The sequence below is a fragment of the Paenibacillus sp. 2RAB27 genome, assembly GCF_052115445.1.
Taxonomy (GTDB): domain Bacteria; phylum Bacillota; class Bacilli; order Paenibacillales; family NBRC-103111; genus Paenibacillus_E.
On record NZ_JBFRGR010000033.1, the window covers coordinates 1 to 17241 of the forward strand.

Sequence of the window (17241 nt, forward strand, 5' to 3'; positions counted from 1 at the left end):
ATTGAGGGTCATTCGGTTTAGAGCGAAGCATGAGGTTCACCACTTTCAAGAGTATACTTATATTATACCAAATTAACGCGGTAATGTGATGAACTAAAAAGAAAATAATAAAGACTGTCGAGACTTTCTCGACAGTCTGAGGTTTTCCATCTATTCTGCGTTCAGTCGGAAAACCCCAATATTTAACTGGATAAAATCCATCTATTCATCTGGTGCATAGGAGAATTACGAAACTTCCATCCGATCAACTCACTACTCTGACTTAGCAACCCATTTCATGCTCTGCTCATAGCCTTACTCTTACTCTTACTCTTACTCTTACTCTTACTCTTACTCTTACTCTTACTCTTACTCTTACTCTTTCTCTTTCTCTTTCTCTTACTCTTACTTCTACTCTTACTTCTACTCCTCTCCACTCACACCATCTCTACTCGCAGCAAAAAAGCCCTCCCTACATTTACGTAGGAAGGGCTTCTAGGGTACGGATTATTGGATAATAAAATCCTTCGTCAAAGTAAAGACGCTTTCGATGCCTTTCAGCACCAAATGAGGTACCACACCAAGCGCTACACTGATTAGCGCACATAACCAAACGGTTATGCCTAACGGCACGGACACTTTGATCGCGGCTGGCTCGTAATCACTGCGCATGAACATTTGACGCACGATGCTGAAATAGTAGTAGAACGAAACAACGCTGGTTGCGATCATCAAAGCACCAAGCCAGTATTGCTGCGTCTGCATCGTTCCTAAGATGATGTAGAGCTTACCGAAAAATCCGCCTGATAACGGGATACCAGCTAAGGAAAGGATGATCAATACCATCGCCACAGCTGTTAAAGGCGCGCGATAGTACAGACCCGCGAAGCCTTTGGCTTCGGTATGTCCTTCAGCCTGCTCGATAATCATCAATACAGCGAAAGCTCCGATGTTCATAAACATATACGCGATTAAGTAGAATATGAATTCCGAGAAATTGGCATAATGCGTGGCCGAAAAGTACGTTCCAATCGGAACGAGCAGATAACCCGCATTGGCAATTCCCGAATAGGCGAGTAGCCTTTTCATATTCGTTTGTTTCAGCGCAATGAAATTCCCCACGACCATCGCAATAGCCGCCATAACGGATATGGCTAGGAAGACATCGGATTGCAACTTACTCTCTCCGAAGTCGCTAAATCCGAACAAGACATAGAAGACACGGAACAAGATGGCGAATCCGGCCGCTTTGGACACGACAGCCAAAAATGCCGTAACCGGTGTTGGCGCACCTTCATATACATCCGGCGCCCAGCTGTGGAAAGGTGCGGCGGCAATTTTGAAACCGAATCMCGCTAGCAGCAAGAAGAAAGCAACGTAGAGCAGCGGCTCGTACGATGTGACCAACGTAGGTAGTGCTGCGCCAATCTCTTGCAGATTCGCAGAACCGACCATCCCATACAGGAAGGACATACCATACAGGATAATCGCGGATGAGATACCACCCATCACCAAGTATTTGAATGCTCCTTCATTGGATTTCTTGTCTTTCTTCTTCATAGCCACCATGAGGTAAGAAGTGATACTCAGCAATTCCAACCCAACGTAGAGTGTAATTAAATCACCCGAGGATGACATGATCATTGCCCCTAGTGCAGCAGGCAAATAGAAGTAATAATACTCCCCGACATGCGGGATGCTATCCTCTTTCACGAAGCCTAGGCTCATGAAAACGATGAGTCCCGTACCGACAAGGGTGCATAATTTAAGTAAGTTCGAGAAGTCGTCGACGCGATAACTTTGATTTAAGAGTTGAATCGCCTCATCCGGATTCAGCTGCAGAACAACGAACACGGCAGAAATCGCGAGGCCGACAAGGGTCAACCATCCGATAATCGAACGACTGAATCGGTTCGGCAGAACCAAATCCAAGAGAGATAGGATGATCGCGGTAGCAACCAGCGCAAGCTCAGGGAGCAGATACGATAAATCACTAGCATGGAGTCTAATCTGTTCCACTGGACTAACCTCCTATCTTCCCGGCTACGCTATGGATCAACTGATCCAAGCTGCCAATGGTTTGTTGAAGCGGCTGACTCAGCACGCTTGGGTACACGCCCAGCAAGAGAATGAACGCGACCAAGGTAATCATCGGTACAGCCTCGATGAGACGCGCGTCGCGCATCCCTTGCTGCAGTAAGCTCGGCTGCTTAGGGCCGAACGTGATGTTCAGCACCCCGCGCAGCACGTAAACCGCTGCGAAGATAATGCCCAGTGTACCGACAATCGCGTACACACGGTGGGTTTCAAAGAGTCCGACGAACGCGAGGAACTCACTGATGAAGCCGGATAAGCCTGGCAATCCGAGCGAGGCCATGCCCCCGATCAGCAGAATACCGCTGATGAAGGGAATATTGCGAGCGAGACCGCCCAAGCGATCAAGCTGCGTAGTTTCGGTTCGCTCGTAGATGCTGCCGACGAGCAAGAACATCAGGGCTGAGATCAAACCGTGTGAGATCAGCTGGAACACGGCCCCTTGCAGACCTGCAATGTTGAACGCAGCAAGTCCCAACAGGACGATGCCCATGTGGCTGATACTCGAGTAAGCGAGCACGAGTTTGAAGTCCTTCTGGACCATCGCAAGAAGCGCACCGTACACGATGTTAATAACGCCGAGGAGCGCAAGCACCCACGCCCATTGCTGGGCTTCCGCCGGGAAGAACAGAATGCCAAAACGGATGAGGCCGTAGGCCCCCATTTTGAGCAAAATCCCGGAGTGAATCATAACGACAGCAGGCGGAGCCTCTGTATGTACTTTCAGCATCCACGTATGGAACGGGAAGATCGGCAGCTTGATCCCGAAAGCGACCAGCAGCATGATAAACACAGTCCATTTCATGTTTTGACTCATAAAGAATGGCGTACCACTCTGATTCACATAAGCCTCAGGAGCCTGCAATAGATTATGAGCTATCGTATGAATGTCGCCGCTATAGTAAATGATAGCCTCTGTCTGCGATGGATCTTGGTTAAATCCTGCAGTCGTAACCAGAATAAGGAAGGCTATCAGCATAATCGCTGAGCCAAGACCGTTATACAGCAAGAAGCGGTTTGCCGCTTGCTCTCGGTTCATATACCCCCAAATTCCGATCAAGAAGAACATCGGCACGAGTGTAATTTCGAAGAACAGGAAGAATAAGAAGAGATCCTGTGCCATGAATACACCGAACATACCCGTTTCTAGCAGAAGGAACAAAATGAAATACGTTTTCCAACGTTTCTTGATGTAAACCGACGCTAATGCGGCCATCGACGAAATCAGCGCCGTTAGAAAGACGAGCGGCAACGAAATGCCATCAACAGCTAACGAATATTTAAACTCGAAGAAGAATTGTGTAATTTGCTGAATACCCTCGTGGTTTAAAGGGACTTTGATCCAATCGAGCTGTTCTTTGTACTGTAATGGATCCCCTTGATAGTTATAGTCCACATACAGCCATGCCGCCAAAATCAGTGGAATCAGCGTCGTGACGATACCAACTGTTTTGATCAAACGTCCACGATCACCCCGAAGGAAGAGCAGGACGAGCACACCAAGCAGAGGGGAGAAGGCAATCATACTAAGAATGGGTAAATTAGCCGGCATGTATGAACCTCCTTCCTGCAATGGCAAGTGCCAGAATCAGCATCCCGAGCAGCATGATGACCCCGTAGGACTGCAGTTGACCATTTTGGAGTCGGGAGCCTAAGCGTCCAAGACTAACCACCGTGAAAGCAACTAAGCGAACAATCCCATCAATGATGTAAATATCAATCAATTCCAAGATATAGCCAAGGCCACGAAGCGGTTTGACTACAATGGCGTCGTAAATTTCATCGATGAAATATTTGCGATTTAGCAACGTGTACAACCAAGGCATTTTGCCCGAAACAATGTCCCGAGGGATCGTGCGTTTCAGATAAATGAGGTAACCAAGGCCAATACCAAGCAATCCAGCTAATGTAGACAAAATAATAACCGTCCAATTGGCCGTCTCCTCATGTTCCTGCCCTGTTAGCCAGTGGCCCAGCCATTCATTGAATGGCGTATTCACGAAGCCTGCCACGACAGCCAGCACAGCAAGGATAATAAGCGGAGTCGTCATCGAAGCTGGAGACTCATGCGGCTCATGCGCGTGGTCATGCCCATGATCATCGTGATCCTCCGGAGCCACTGCTTTCGCTCTAGGTGAGCCCATAAACACGAGGAAGAACAGACGTGACATATAGAAAGCGGTGAAGAAAGCCGCAATCACACCAACCCAGAACAGAAGCTGGTTATGCTCGTATGCTTCCGTGAGAATCATATCCTTCGACCAGAAGCCTGCGAATGGGAAGATACCGGCTAAAGCCAGCGTTCCGATTGCGAAAGTCCAGGTTGTAATCTTCATTTTGCGGGATAAGCCGCCCATTTCGTTGATATTCTGCGTATGAACCGCGTGAATCACACTACCTGCACCCAAGAAGAGCAGCGCTTTGAAGAAGGCATGTGTAAACAAGTGGAACATTCCTGAGGTGAATGAAACGCCAATCCCCAGCGCCATCATCATATAACCAAGTTGACTTACAGTCGAGTACGCGAGAATCCGTTTAATATCGTTCTGCGCAATACCGATTGTTGCAGCAAAAATGGCGGTAAATCCACCCACATAAGCAACGACCGTCAACGCATCCGGCGAGGCGTGGAAAATATCGAACGTCCGTGCCACAAGATACACCCCAGCAGCAACCATCGTTGCGGCATGGATTAACGCGGAAATCGGCGTCGGTCCTTCCATTGCATCGGGTAGCCATGTGTGCAGCGGGAATTGACCAGATTTACCCATCGCCCCGATGAAAATCAAAACTGCGATCCACGTGACGATTGTAGGGTCGATTTTGCCAGTGGTGAAGGCGTTATGTATCGATGTGAAATCTAGCGCATGTCCTGGCATGTAGAGATACAACAACAGGATCGCGATAAACAAGCCCACATCCCCGATACGGGTGACGATGAATGCCTTTTTGGCGGCAGCCTTCGCCTCTGGCTTGAAGTACCAGAATCCAACAAGCAAGAAGGAACATACCCCTACTAGCTCCCAGAAGATGTAGAGTTCCAGCATATTTTCAGAAATAACAAGGCCTAGCATGGAGAAGGAGAACAGCGCAATATAACCGAAAAACACGTGAATACGCTCGTCGCCTTTCATGTAGCCTTTGGAATAAATGTTCACCAGCAGTGAAACCAGCGTGACGATTACGAGCATCAGGGAGTTTAGATTGGTGACCTCAAACCCCATTTTCAGCGTAAAATCGCCCACTTGCAGCCAATTCATTTTATCCCACGTGAAATCCTCAACATTGCCGCCAATCCGCTCAACAAAAATGAGCAAAGCCACAATAAACGAAAGCAGCATCGCAAAAATACTAATGTAAATGCCTAAATCTTTTAGTTGACGCCCCATTGCCGTAAGCGCTAGAAAAGCAAGCAACGGAAACAATGGAATGAGCCAGGCGTACTGTGAATAGTCCGATACCATAGCCTTGTTAGCCTCCTAGCGCTTCATAGAATCCAAATCTGTCACTTCGACGGTGCCTTTATTTCGGTAAATCGTGATCAATATCGCAATCCCCACAGCCGCCTCTGCAGCTGCAATCGTAATGTTAAAGAGGGAGAAGATATGCCCCGTCAATGCGGGGTGATCTCCTAGTTTTGAGAAGGCAATCAAATTTAAGTTCACCGCATTGAGCATAAGCTCGATGGAGAGCAAGACGATAACCCCGTTTTTCTTCGTTAATGCACCGTATAGTCCAATGCAGAATAGGATCGCCGCTAATGTAAGATAAGGAGTAATTAAGTTACCCAACGCTAATCCTCCTCTCTCTTTGCAACTACGATGGCACCAATGAACGCTACCGTCAGCAGCACGGACATGATTTCGAAGGGAATGACATGCACGTTATACAGCAACTTCCCGATTTCGAGCGTATTATCCTTGCCAGCATCCAATGTCCCCGAAGAGACGAAGGTCGATTTCTGAATCGCATAGAACAAAACGCCGAACAATCCCACAGCGCCAAGAATGGCCAAGCCTTCATGCCATGGACGCTTAAGTCCCTCGTCTTCACCCTGTCTATGCTTCGTCATCATAATGCCGAAAATCATCAGAATGGAGATGGCACCGGCATAAATCAAGACCTGTACGAAAGCGACAAACTCTGCTTCAAGAATGACATACAAGCCAGCCAAGCTAATAAACGTGAGGGCCACTGCAACAACCATGTGCACGACTTTCGTAAAAGAGATCATAAAGATCGCCCCGCCGATCGCGAGCAACGCGAAAATGAAGAACGCCCAACTCGTACCACTGGATAAGAAATCGCCGAGTCCACTAAACATCTTTCTTCGCGCCCCCTTTAGGCATCGCAGAATTGTTCTCTTGACGAATGTTTTGGGTGTTATTACTCAGCCACTCCATATTTTTGAACAACTCATCCCGACTGTAGCTGCTAAGCTCAAAATTATTCGTCATCACGATCGCTTCTGTCGGACACACTTCTGTGCACAGGTCGCACAGGATACAAATTTCGAAGTTGATGTCATACGTATCAATGACCTTCCCCTTTTTCTCAGGGTCTGGGTTCGCTTTTCCAGTTAACGTAATACACTCCGTCGGGCACACACGCGCACATTGATTGCACACAATGCATTTCTCGGGATCAAAATATTGAATACCACGAAAGCGATCCGGCATTTTAATCGGAACTTCCGGGTATGCGTACGTTACTTTCTTCTCAGTCAAATGCTTGAACGTGAAGCCTAAACCTTTCATAATGCCCTTCATGTGTTTCAACTCCTTCAAGTTTTGCGTTAGCAAAACTAACTTCGAAAGCATGGACTTAAAGTTTTGCGGAGAGGAAAGATCCGACCAAGATCAATTATCTTGCTTGCTTAGAAGATGGTCATGATAATCGCCGTCACCAGCATGTTGACCAGTGCCAGTGGAAGCAGCACTTTCCAGCCGAACCCCATCAATTGATCAATTCGAACACGTGGCAGTGTCGCCCGCAGCCAGAAGAGGAAGAACACGACCGACGAGAATTTCAACAGGAACCAGATAACGCCTGGTATGAAATCAAGGAATCCGAATGGCGCGTGCCACCCACCAAGGAAAATCAGACTCACCAGTGAAGCAATGACGAAGACGTACACATACTCGGATAGCATGAAGAAAGCGAAGCGGAAACCGCTGTATTCCACATGATAGCCCGCAACGAGCTCAGATTCTGCTTCTGGCAAGTCAAACGGCGTACGATTAAGCTCCGACACACCCGCAATCACGAAAATAATGAAACCCAGGATCTGCGGAATGAAATTCCAATGCCAGAAGCCGCCTGTTTGATGATCAACAATCGTATGTAGATTCAAGCTGCCCGTCATCATAATTACACCAACAACCGAAATAACTAACGGAACTTCATAACTAATCATTTGAGCTGCCGAACGCATGCCGCCCAGCAACGCATATTTATTGTTGGATGCCCAACCGCCCAGAATAATTCCGATGGTTGAGATCCCTGTTAGTGCCACGTAATAAAGCAATCCCACATTCAGATTCGCACCAAACATCCGATCCGAGAACGGAATGGTCGCAATGATCGTAAAGGACGGGATAAAGGTAATGATCGGTGCGAGTATGAAAAGTTCACGCTCGGCTTTCTTAGGAATCGTATCTTCCTTAATGAGAAGCTTGAATACGTCGGCGACGCTTTGCAGCAGCCCAAAAGGTCCTGTCCGGTTCGGCCCGATCCGTAACTGCATCCAACCGATGACCTTACGCTCGAAGTAGATCGCATAGGTAACGAAACCCAACACGAGCATGAGCATTACAATGCCCCAGAATAGGAATACGAAGAAGTTCGTCCATGTCAGACTCTCCTCCAATAAATTGACCATTAGGCATCCACCTCCCCAACGACAATATCAATGCCGCCCAGAATCGTAATTAGATTGGTCATCGATTCCCCGACCAGAAGCTTGGGCAATATTTGCAGATTCACGAAGGACGGTCTGCGGAATTTCAAGCGGTACGGTTCTTGCTTACCTCGGGAAATAATATGGCAGCCAATTTCTCCTCGCGGAGACTCAATTGCTGCGTAAATTTCGCCTTCTGGCGGGCGAATGACTCTAGGCACTTTGCCCATCGTTTCGCCACCCTCAGGGAACACGTCTAAGGCTTGTTCCAGGATACGAAGGGATTGTTTGATTTCTTCCATACGTATCAAATAACGGTCATAGCAATCCCCGCCGCTACGCACAGGCACATCGAACTGGAAGCGGCTGTACAGGCTGTAGGGCTGCGTTTTGCGAATATCCCAATCTACACCCGTACAACGTAAGTTCGCCCCGCTAAGGCCATACGCAATGGCTGTCTCAGCGTCATATTTACCTACGCCCTTGATCCGTGAGAGAAAAATCTCATTTCCGGTGACAAGTGTATGATACTCTTCTAATTTGCCGTACATATACGGAACGAATTTCCGCACTTTCTCGATCCAACCGTCTGGTGCGTCCCATTTCACGCCTCCTACACGCATGTAGTTGTAAGTTAAACGAGCTCCACACAGTTCGTTGAAGAGATCGATAATGATTTCACGGTCACGGAACGCATACAAGAATGGGCTCATAGCCCCGATATCCAGCAGGTACGTTCCCCACCACACCATGTGTGACGCGATCCGTTGCAGCTCCATTACGATTAAGCGAAGAAATTCCGCTCGTTCGGGTACTTCGAGTTGCATCATTCTCTCAACGGCGTTAACTAACGCGTAGTTGGTCGTCATCGCCGATACATAATCCATGCGGTCGGTGTATGGGATGATTTGGGTATAGCTGAGGTTCTCAGCCAATTTCTCTGTTCCTCTATGTAAGTAGCCCATAACGGGTATGGCTTCTCGAATGACTTCACCATCCAGCTTTACAATCACGCGGAAAACGCCGTGTGTACTTGGATGCTGAGGACCAACGTTTAACAGGAGCTCTTCTGTCCGTAACACGTGCTACACCTCCGGGTCAAGCGGTTCGTAGTCTTTGCGCAGTGGATGACCCACCCAATCATCAGGCATCATGATCCGTACTAAGTTCGGGTGGCCAGGGAAATCGATGCCGAAAAGGTCAAAAGCTTCGCGCTCGTTCCAGTTGGCCGTCGGCCAGACATCAGCTACCGAAGGTATGCTAGGTTGCTCACGGTCTGTCTTCACCTTCACACAATACTCATGCTTGTGTGTGAGGGAAAGCAGATGATACGCCACCTCAAGGTGCGTTTCTTGATCCACACCGGAGAGATTGCGCAAGTAATCACAGCGCAGCTCTTCGTGATTGCGAAGCGTCAGCGCGGCCTGCGGCCAGCGCGAGCTGTGAATGATGACGTAAGGACGATGCGCGTCCCTTTCGTTGATGAAAGATTCGACGACGGCGTCTTCGCCTGCCTCGGCTTTCAGGATCGCGACCAGCCGGTCCAGCAGCGGCTGGTTCGGTGACGGCTCCTTCGGCGCGGCTGGATCCGCCGATTCGGGCTTTGCTCCGCGTGCTGCGGCTCGCGCGGCACGGGCTTCTGCGGCGGCCTGGGCTTTGGCCGCCTTCTCTTCGTCTGAGCCAGCGTCTGCGGACGCTGGCGTTGCTGCCCCGGCGGGCGCAGGCTCGCCCGCCTCTGCTGCCGCGCGTGCTGCGAGGCGCGCGGCTCTTGCCGCGGCGCGCTCTGCCGCCGCGTCGCTGCTCTGCGTAGCCGCCGGGACATCGGCGCCCTGCGCACGCTCCGCTAGCTCAGCCGCAGGCGCATCGCTTGGCTCGCTTGTCGTCTGCACATCTGGATCAGCACCTTGCTTCTCCGCTGCGCGATCCACGGATGCTTGCACGTCTGCGCTAAGCGGCGTCTTACTCGCTCGTGCTTCCGGGGTAAGCTTGCCAACCTCAGCAATTGCTTCCTCGAGGGCTGATTCTTCCTCTTTCCCATCCTCACCAACAGGAGGAGTCGGAACCGTGGTTTCTTCCGGCTTGTTCTCCTCACTCATCGATTGATCACCTGCTTCCCAGTCTTCGCTTCATAACGGATCTTCTCCTGAAGCTTGTTGATGCCATAGATCAGTGCTGCTGGATTCGGCGGACAACCTGGGATATACACGTCCACTGGAACGATTTGGTCGACACCTTTCACGACCGAATACGATTTCACATACGGTCCGCCTGCTGTTGCACAGGAACCCATCGCGATAACCCACTTCGGTTCAGGCATTTGTTCATAAAGTCGGCGCAACAAAGGAGCCATTTTCTTCGTAACTGTCCCTGCTACAATCATGACATCTGACTGCCTTGGTGACGTACGGAAGATGACTCCGAATCGGTCTAAATCATAGTGAGAACCGCCTGTTCCCATCATTTCGATGGCACAACAAGCCAAGCCAAAGGTTAATGGCCAAAGCGAATTACTGCGAGCCCAAGCTTTTACCTGCTCCAGTGTTGTCATAAATACATTACGGTTTATTTCTTCCCGTTCCTCGGGAGAGATTGATTCTAGACTGAAGTCCATCGCAGCACCTTCTTCTTCCAAGCGTATATTAATCCTATGGCAAGCAAGGCTACAAAAATACACATTTCAATTAATGCGAATAATCCAAGTTGATTAAAGGCAACGGCCCACGGATAGAGGAATACGGTCTCCACATCAAAGATGACAAACATCAAAGCGTACAAATAATATCGAATGTTAAACCGGATTTGTCCCTCACCTACAGGTTCGTTCCCACTCTCATACGTCGTATACTTCTCATCGATGGGTTTACTCGGTCTTAACCATTTGCCAATCGTCAGCGCTGCTATGGGAAGGAAAATACCTAACCCTAGAAAAACCGCTACGATTACATAGTTATTTGTATACATCATGTGAATGTAACCGCCTCCATTTCTTATTTGCATTCCTTACGATATCGATAGTTTTGGTAATAATCACCTTTATTAGTATAACAAAAAGGGGTTTGGGCGTCGACATTAATTCTTTCCATGTATGAGTAGCATTTCACAGATGTGGGTAATACTATTCACTGGGCATTCTAGTCTCGTCCAAATTCCCTATTTTGATAAGCGAAAGGAGTAATTTCTTATGGCAAATGTATCTAACGCTAATCACCAACATAGAACCAATGACAAGGTTACCGAAACCGGCCGCTATCGCGATGCCGACGGGCAAAGCATTGAACTAACCGCAGGTGAAACCTTCCCTCCGTGCCCGAAAACAGGGGAATCCACCATTTGGCATCACGCTTAAAATGAAACCCTAACGCGAGCTGTTCCTCTCATCCGAGAGGGGCAGCTTTTTTCTTTGCTATTTCAACGCAAAAAAGCGGAAGAACCGAAGTTCCCCCGCTTTTATTCCATCTATTTATTTCCCGGACACACCGATACGATTCACTGCTCTTTGTAAAGAAGCTTCAGCACGTTTGAAATCCACGTTATCTTGCTTCGTTTCTGCAAGACGTTTCTCCGCACGCTCTTTCGCTGCTCTCGCACGATCGATATCAATTTGTTCAGGCAGCTCGGCGCTTTCCGCCAAAATAACCACCTTATCCTTGCGCACTTCCATGAATCCGCCGTTCACTGCGATGACTTCGTCTTTGGAGCCCGCTTTCTTCACAGTAATCGGAGCAATTCTAAGTGGAGTGACCAATGGAATGTGATTCGGCAGAATTCCAAGCTCCCCTTCAGCACCCTTCACGCTAACCATGTCTACTTGTTCAGCGTACACTTTGCGCTCCGGTGTTACAATTTCCAGTAGGAATGTACTCACTTGGATTCTCCTTCCTAAAGTTTACCATAGGTAAACTAGCTTCGTAAGCGTTGCTTAGAGTTTAGCAAAAGCTGATCTTAGCAAGATGCCAAGCTTACAGTGTTTTTGCTTTCTCGATAGCGTCCTCGATCGTTCCAACGTTGTGGAAAGCTACTTCAGGAAGGTTGTCGTGCTTACCTTCAAGAACTTCTTTGAAGCTGCGCACGGTATCTTTCATTGGTACATACAAGCCTGGGAATCCGTTGAACGGCTCAGCAACGTGAAGCGGCTGAGACAAGAACAGACGAAGACGACGCGCACGAGTAACGACCAATTTGTCCTCATCAGACAACTCATCCATACCCAAGATCGCGATGATATCCAGAAGCTCTTTGTAACGTTGAAGAATTTGTTTAACGCCTTGTGCTACTTTATAGTGCTCTTCACCAACGATTTCTGGTGTCAAAACACGGGAAGATGATGCTAGTGGATCTACCGCAGGGAAAATACCTGCAGCCGCGATGCTACGCTCCAAGTTCGTTGTTGCGTCCAAGTGAGCGAAAGCCGTAGCTGGAGCCGGATCCGTATAGTCATCGGCAGGAACGTAAATCGCTTGAATGGAAGTAACGGAACCTTTTTTCGTGGAGGTAATACGCTCTTGCAATTGACCCATTTCTGTCGCTAGGGTTGGTTGGTAACCTACCGCGGAAGGCATACGACCTAACAAAGCGGAAACCTCAGAACCTGCTTGTGTGAAACGGAAGATGTTATCGATGAAAAGAAGAACGTCTCTTCCTTCTTCGTCACGGAAATACTCAGCCATTGTCAAACCAGACAAAGCTACGCGAAGACGCGCGCCTGGAGGCTCGTTCATTTGACCGAATACCATCGCTGTTTTTGCAATAACGCCGGAGTCTTTCATCTCGTGGTAAAGGTCATTACCTTCACGAGTACGCTCACCAACGCCCGCAAATACGGAGATACCGCCGTGCTCTTGTGCAATGTTGTGAATTAGCTCTTGCATTGTTACCGTTTTACCTACGCCGGCACCACCGAAGAGACCAATTTTACCACCTTTTGCATAAGGAGCCATCAAGTCAATAACTTTGATACCCGTTTCAAGAATCTCTGATTTTGTCGACAAGTTGTCGAATGCAGGAGCTTCTTTGTGGATTGGGCTAGTAAATGTACGGTCAACCGTTTCGTTACCATCGATCGGATCGCCCAATACGTTAAATACACGACCTAGTGTTGCTGCACCAACCGGTACAGTAATCGCTGCGCCAGTATCTGTTGCTACGGCACCACGTACAAGTCCGTCTGTTGAGGACATTGCTACGCAACGTACGAGGTTGTCACCAAGGTGAACAGCCGCTTCAACCGTCATAGTGGAAGTTTTTCCACTATCGGTTCTTTCAATTTTGATTGCATTCAGAATTTCAGGGAGTTGTCCGCGTTCGAACTCAATGTCGACGACAGGCCCTGTAATATTCACAACGCGCCCTTTGCTCATGGTTTCCCTCCTAAGTAAAGCTTGTGTCTCCATCGAGACCGTTTATTCATTATGCGTTCGCGTTTGCTCCAGCGACGATTTCCGAAATTTCTTGCGTAATCGAAGCTTGGCGTGCACGGTTGTAAGCCAATGTGTAGCTGCTGATCATCTTCGTTGCATTCTTCGTAGCGGAGTTCATCGCAGTCATTCTCGCGCCAAACTCACTCGCTTTACCTTCCAGAACAGCACTGTAAATAAGCGTCTCAGCATATTTAGGGAGCAGTACTTCCAGAACGCCTTCCGGTGACGGCTCATACTCATAGCTAGCTGCAGCCACGCCGGATACATCTTCCATAGGAAGCAGACGAATCATGGTTGGAATTTGGGTAATCGCGTTTTGGAACTTGTTGTAAATCAGGAACAGTTGGTCATACGTACCGTTAACGAAATTAGCAACCGCTGCTGTTGCAACAGGCTTAATATCCGAGAATTTAGGCGTATCCGGAACACCGGTTACTTCCTCAACAATCGGAATATTACGTTTCGAGAAGAAATTGCTTCCTTTACGTCCGATAACGAAGACGGAGTACTCAGCTGTAGATTTATGATTTTCACGAATTTCAGTCATTGCTTTACGCAACACGTTTGCGTTGTAACCACCAGCGAGACCACGGTCGGAAGTAATGACCAAATAGGCCGTTTTCTTCACTTCACGTGATTGTAGCATCGGGTGCTTCACGCCTTTGGTGCCAGCTGCAATGCTTGCAACCACTTCTTTCAACTTCTCGGAGTACGGACGTGCCGCTTCCGCTGATTGCTGTGCTCTACGTAAGTTAGCTGCTGCAACCATTTCCATTGCTCTCGTGATTTGCTTCGTGCTTTGTGTGGATTTAATTTGGCGCTTAATCTCGCGCATTCCTTTTGCCATACCTGCTCACCTCTCTTTTGAGGCTTAAAAAGCCTTCATTCGAAGACCTGAATTCAGGCGTCCGCCTGCCCAGGATTCACATGGTAGCAAGAGCTTCACTTGACATGAAGCCCTGCCTTCATGATTTATTCAGAAACAGCAAAGCTCTTTTTAAATGTATTGATTGCATCAACTAATGCTTTATCGTTATCCGCAGTAATATCTTTCGTATCACGAATGCTATTCAGAACTTCAGGACGGTTGGATTCCAAGAAAGCCAGGAATTGTGCTTCGAAACGCGTTACGTCTTGAACTGGAATATCATCCACATGGCCTTTGACAACCGTGTAAAGGGAAGCAACTTGCTTCTCCAAAGACATTGGTTGGTGAACGCCTTGTTTCAAGATTTCAAGCGTACGAACCCCACGATCCAAACGAGCTTTAGTCGCTCTATCCAAATCGGATCCGAATGCGGCAAACGCAGCAAGCTCACGATATTGTGCCAAGTCCACACGAAGTGTACCCGCAACTTTTTTCATCGCTTTCGTTTGAGCGGAGCCCCCTACACGGGATACAGAGTTACCAACGTTAACCGCTGGACGCTGACCGGAGTAGAACAAATCGGATTCCAAGAAGATTTGACCATCGGTGATGGAAATTACGTTTGTTGGAATGTAAGCTGAGATGTCGCCTGCTTGTGTCTCGATGAATGGAAGTGCCGTAATGGAACCGCCGCCAAGCTCATCGTTCAATTTCGCAGCACGCTCTAGCAAACGGGAGTGCAAGTAGAATACATCCCCTGGATAAGCTTCACGACCTGGTGGACGACGAAGCAAGAGGGACAACTCACGGTATGCGGCAGCTTGTTTGGACAAGTCATCGTATACGATAAGAACGTGCTCGCCTTTGTACATGAAGTACTCAGCCATAGCACAACCGGAGTATGGAGCTAACCATAGCATCGGTGAAGGCTCGGAAGCGGAAGCTGTTACTACGATTGTGTAGTCAAGCGCACCAGCAGCACGAAGGGTTTCAACAACACCTACAACTGTGGATTGTTTTTGACCAATTGCAACGTAGATACATTTAACGCCATTGCCTTTTTGGTTGATGATTGCGTCGATCGCAATCGCCGTTTTACCTGTTTGACGGTCACCAATGATCAACTCACGTTGACCACGGCCAACTGGTACCATAGCGTCAATCGCTTTAATACCTGTTTGCATTGGTTCATGTACGGATTTACGAGCCATTACGCCTGGAGCCATGTTCTCTACAGGGCGGAATGCTGTTGTGTTGATTGGACCTCTGCCATCGACAGGTTGACCCAAGGAGTTAACTACACGACCTAGAAGTTCTTCACCAACTGGAACCTCCATGATACGGCCTGTACGTTTAACTTGGTCTCCTTCACGAATATCACGGTAAGGTCCAAGAATAACGATACCTACGTTGCTTTCCTCAAGGTTAAAAGCATAGCCTAGTACGCCGCTCGGGAACTCAAGCAGCTCGCCTGCCATAACGTTTTCCAAGCCGTGAGCACGAGCAATACCGTCACCTACTTGAATGACTGTACCTACATCAACTACTTGGATATCGGAATTATAGTTTTCGATCTGTTGTTTAATCAATGAGCTGATTTCTTCAGGTTTGATACTCAACGAACTTCACCCCTATTCTTACAGTGGTTATATTAAACTAACGCTTTGGCCAAACGATCAAGTTTGCCTGCCAAGCTTCCATCATATAAACGATCACCGATACGCACTTGAATGCCGCCGAGCAGCTTAGGCTCAACTACAGACGAAACACGGATCGTTTTACCAGTTACTTTACTGAAATGTGAAGCTATCTCAGCTTGTTGTGCATCCGAAAGTACGTATGCAGAGTATACAGTCGCACTCGCTTGACCAAGCGCTTCATTCGCAACTTTGGCATAATCGTTCGCCAACGCTGAAACAATGGACTGTCTACCTTTATCAATCAAGACAAGCAGCGTGTTCCACACCGGTTCGGAAACTTTGCCTTCGAAAATCTGCTTCAGCAGGTCCGTTTTAGCGGTATTCCCGATGTTCGGATGGTTCAGGAACTTCTGCAAGTCTGCATTATCCCTAATCGCACTAGCTACAGATTTAAGCTCATCTTCAACTTGGGAAATAATATTCTTTTCCTTCGCTACTTCGAATAAAGCTTTGGCATAACGCTTCGCTACGACGATGTCACTCATACGTTGCCTCCTACCTCTTTGAGGTAATGCTCAACAAGTTCTTCTTGTGACTTTTCGTCGATTTGTTTCTCAATAATTTTGGATGCGATCAGAACGGACATCGCGCCAACTTGGCTGCGAAGAGCGGCAACCGCTTTGTTCTTCTCATTTTCGATATCTTTAAGCGCTTCGTCTTTCAGACGGTTTGCTTCTGCACTAGCTGCATGAATAATATCATCAGCTTGCTTGGAGCCTGTGTGCTTCGCTTGCTCAATGATGTCGTAAGCTTCCTTACGAGTTTGTTGCAGCGCTTGCTTTTGTTCCTCCAACAGTTGCTCTGCCTGTTTACGGCTAGTTTCAGCTGTTTGAATTTGGTCTTTCACCAATTGTCTGCGTTTCTCCATCATGCCAAACAGAGGACCAAACGCAAATTTGGAAAGCAACACATACAGAATCAAAAACGCGATAATTTGTATGAAAAATGTGGACCATTCAATATGCAAGTAACGTCACTCCCTTCTGAAAACGTGGGCAAAACGAAGGCGTGGTGGCGACTGCGGCCATCAACGCCAATCGATTTCTTAAGCTTTTGCCATGAACAAGAACGCAAGAACCAATGCAACGACTGGCATTGCCTCAACTAGACCTACCCCGATAAACATTGTTGTTTGAAGCGTACCACGAAGTTCTGGTTGACGAGAAATACCTTCCAAAGCACGACCTACGATCAAACCGTTACCAATACCTGCACCTAGTGCTCCCAAACCGAATACGATACCTGCTGCTACTAATGCTATTGCTCCCATTGATAAAATCCTCC

The 17241-nt window shown here is 48.1% G+C and carries 19 protein-coding genes; 1 reads left to right on the forward strand and 18 read right to left on the reverse strand.

Translation table 11 applies throughout. The features are described from left to right. Positions 1-486: 486 nt before the first annotated feature. The 11 genes from AB4114_RS28860 to AB4114_RS28910 all read right to left on the reverse strand — a co-directional run bounded on the left by AB4114_RS28860 (position 487) and on the right by AB4114_RS28910 (position 10933). A complete protein-coding gene (locus AB4114_RS28860) occupies positions 487-1998 on the reverse strand; it encodes an NADH-quinone oxidoreductase subunit N (RefSeq protein WP_441991543.1) in 1512 nt (503 codons plus the stop codon). 4 nt (positions 1999-2002) lie between these two features. Then, complete coding sequence (locus AB4114_RS28865) at positions 2003-3625, reverse strand: complex I subunit 4 family protein (protein WP_056611647.1); 1623 nt, start codon at positions 3623-3625, stop codon at positions 2003-2005. Then, positions 3615-5537: an NADH-quinone oxidoreductase subunit L gene (gene nuoL / locus AB4114_RS28870; protein WP_441991544.1), complete on the reverse strand. Its 1923-nt coding sequence runs from the start codon at positions 5535-5537 to the stop codon at positions 3615-3617. Before nuoL ends, AB4114_RS28865 begins: the two co-directional genes overlap by 11 nt. A 15-nt stretch (positions 5538-5552) precedes the next feature. Beyond that, positions 5553-5864: an NADH-quinone oxidoreductase subunit NuoK gene (gene nuoK / locus AB4114_RS28875; RefSeq protein ID WP_056611652.1), complete on the reverse strand. Its 312-nt coding sequence runs from the start codon at positions 5862-5864 to the stop codon at positions 5553-5555. Between the two features lie 2 nt (positions 5865-5866). Further along, on the reverse strand, positions 5867-6397 hold the full coding sequence (locus tag AB4114_RS28880) for an NADH-quinone oxidoreductase subunit J (RefSeq protein WP_056611655.1): 531 nt from the start codon (positions 6395-6397) through the stop codon (positions 5867-5869). Beyond that, entirely contained in the window at positions 6390-6842 is a 453-nt protein-coding gene (nuoI, locus tag AB4114_RS28885) for an NADH-quinone oxidoreductase subunit NuoI (protein WP_441991545.1), read from the reverse strand. Before nuoI ends, AB4114_RS28880 begins: the two co-directional genes overlap by 8 nt. Positions 6843-6949: 107 nt before the next feature. Next, the gene (gene nuoH / locus AB4114_RS28890; protein WP_056611661.1) at positions 6950-7954 is read right to left on the reverse strand and encodes an NADH-quinone oxidoreductase subunit NuoH; all 1005 of its coding nucleotides are present in this window, start codon (positions 7952-7954) and stop codon (positions 6950-6952) included. Then, positions 7954-9054: an NADH-quinone oxidoreductase subunit D gene (locus tag AB4114_RS28895; RefSeq protein WP_056611664.1), complete on the reverse strand. Its 1101-nt coding sequence runs from the start codon at positions 9052-9054 to the stop codon at positions 7954-7956. Before AB4114_RS28895 ends, nuoH begins: the two co-directional genes overlap by 1 nt. A 3-nt stretch (positions 9055-9057) precedes the next feature. Beyond that, entirely contained in the window at positions 9058-10068 is a 1011-nt protein-coding gene (locus AB4114_RS28900; RefSeq protein WP_441991546.1) for an NADH-quinone oxidoreductase subunit C, read from the reverse strand. Further along, complete coding sequence (locus AB4114_RS28905; protein WP_056611667.1) at positions 10065-10583, reverse strand: NuoB/complex I 20 kDa subunit family protein; 519 nt, start codon at positions 10581-10583, stop codon at positions 10065-10067. The genes AB4114_RS28900 and AB4114_RS28905 overlap by 4 nt, the downstream gene beginning before the upstream one ends. Then, positions 10568-10933: an NADH-quinone oxidoreductase subunit A gene (locus tag AB4114_RS28910; protein WP_057313434.1), complete on the reverse strand. Its 366-nt coding sequence runs from the start codon at positions 10931-10933 to the stop codon at positions 10568-10570. The genes AB4114_RS28905 and AB4114_RS28910 overlap by 16 nt, the downstream gene beginning before the upstream one ends. 220 nt (positions 10934-11153) lie before the next feature. Here AB4114_RS28910 and AB4114_RS28915 point away from each other — a divergent pair, with 220 nt between their 5' ends. Then, complete coding sequence (locus tag AB4114_RS28915) at positions 11154-11318, forward strand: hypothetical protein (protein WP_441991547.1); 165 nt, start codon at positions 11154-11156, stop codon at positions 11316-11318. Between the two features lie 114 nt (positions 11319-11432). Here the strand turns inward: AB4114_RS28915 and AB4114_RS28920 are convergent, their stop codons facing one another. The 7 genes from AB4114_RS28920 to atpE all read right to left on the reverse strand — a co-directional run bounded on the left by AB4114_RS28920 (position 11433) and on the right by atpE (position 17227). Then, complete coding sequence (locus AB4114_RS28920; protein WP_441991548.1) at positions 11433-11837, reverse strand: F0F1 ATP synthase subunit epsilon; 405 nt, start codon at positions 11835-11837, stop codon at positions 11433-11435. A gap of 94 nt (positions 11838-11931) precedes the next feature. Further along, positions 11932-13329 carry a F0F1 ATP synthase subunit beta gene (gene atpD, locus AB4114_RS28925; protein ID WP_441991549.1) on the reverse strand — a complete coding sequence of 466 codons (1398 nt, stop codon included), beginning with the start codon at positions 13327-13329 and terminating at the stop codon, positions 11932-11934. A gap of 49 nt (positions 13330-13378) precedes the next feature. Beyond that, on the reverse strand, positions 13379-14236 hold the full coding sequence (gene atpG, locus AB4114_RS28930; protein ID WP_029195659.1) for an ATP synthase F1 subunit gamma: 858 nt from the start codon (positions 14234-14236) through the stop codon (positions 13379-13381). Between the two features lie 125 nt (positions 14237-14361). Continuing rightward, positions 14362-15876 carry a F0F1 ATP synthase subunit alpha gene (gene atpA, locus AB4114_RS28935; RefSeq protein WP_056611676.1) on the reverse strand — a complete coding sequence of 505 codons (1515 nt, stop codon included), beginning with the start codon at positions 15874-15876 and terminating at the stop codon, positions 14362-14364. 32 nt (positions 15877-15908) lie between these two features. Beyond that, a complete protein-coding gene (locus tag AB4114_RS28940; protein ID WP_056611679.1) occupies positions 15909-16442 on the reverse strand; it encodes a F0F1 ATP synthase subunit delta in 534 nt (177 codons plus the stop codon). Continuing rightward, positions 16439-16924 (reverse strand): F0F1 ATP synthase subunit B, encoded by a 486-nt coding sequence (gene atpF / locus AB4114_RS28945; protein WP_441991550.1) that lies wholly within the window; start codon positions 16922-16924, stop codon positions 16439-16441. Before atpF ends, AB4114_RS28940 begins: the two co-directional genes overlap by 4 nt. A 78-nt stretch (positions 16925-17002) precedes the next feature. After that, entirely contained in the window at positions 17003-17227 is a 225-nt protein-coding gene (gene atpE / locus AB4114_RS28950) for a F0F1 ATP synthase subunit C (protein WP_056835757.1), read from the reverse strand. Positions 17228-17241: the final 14 nt, after the last annotated feature.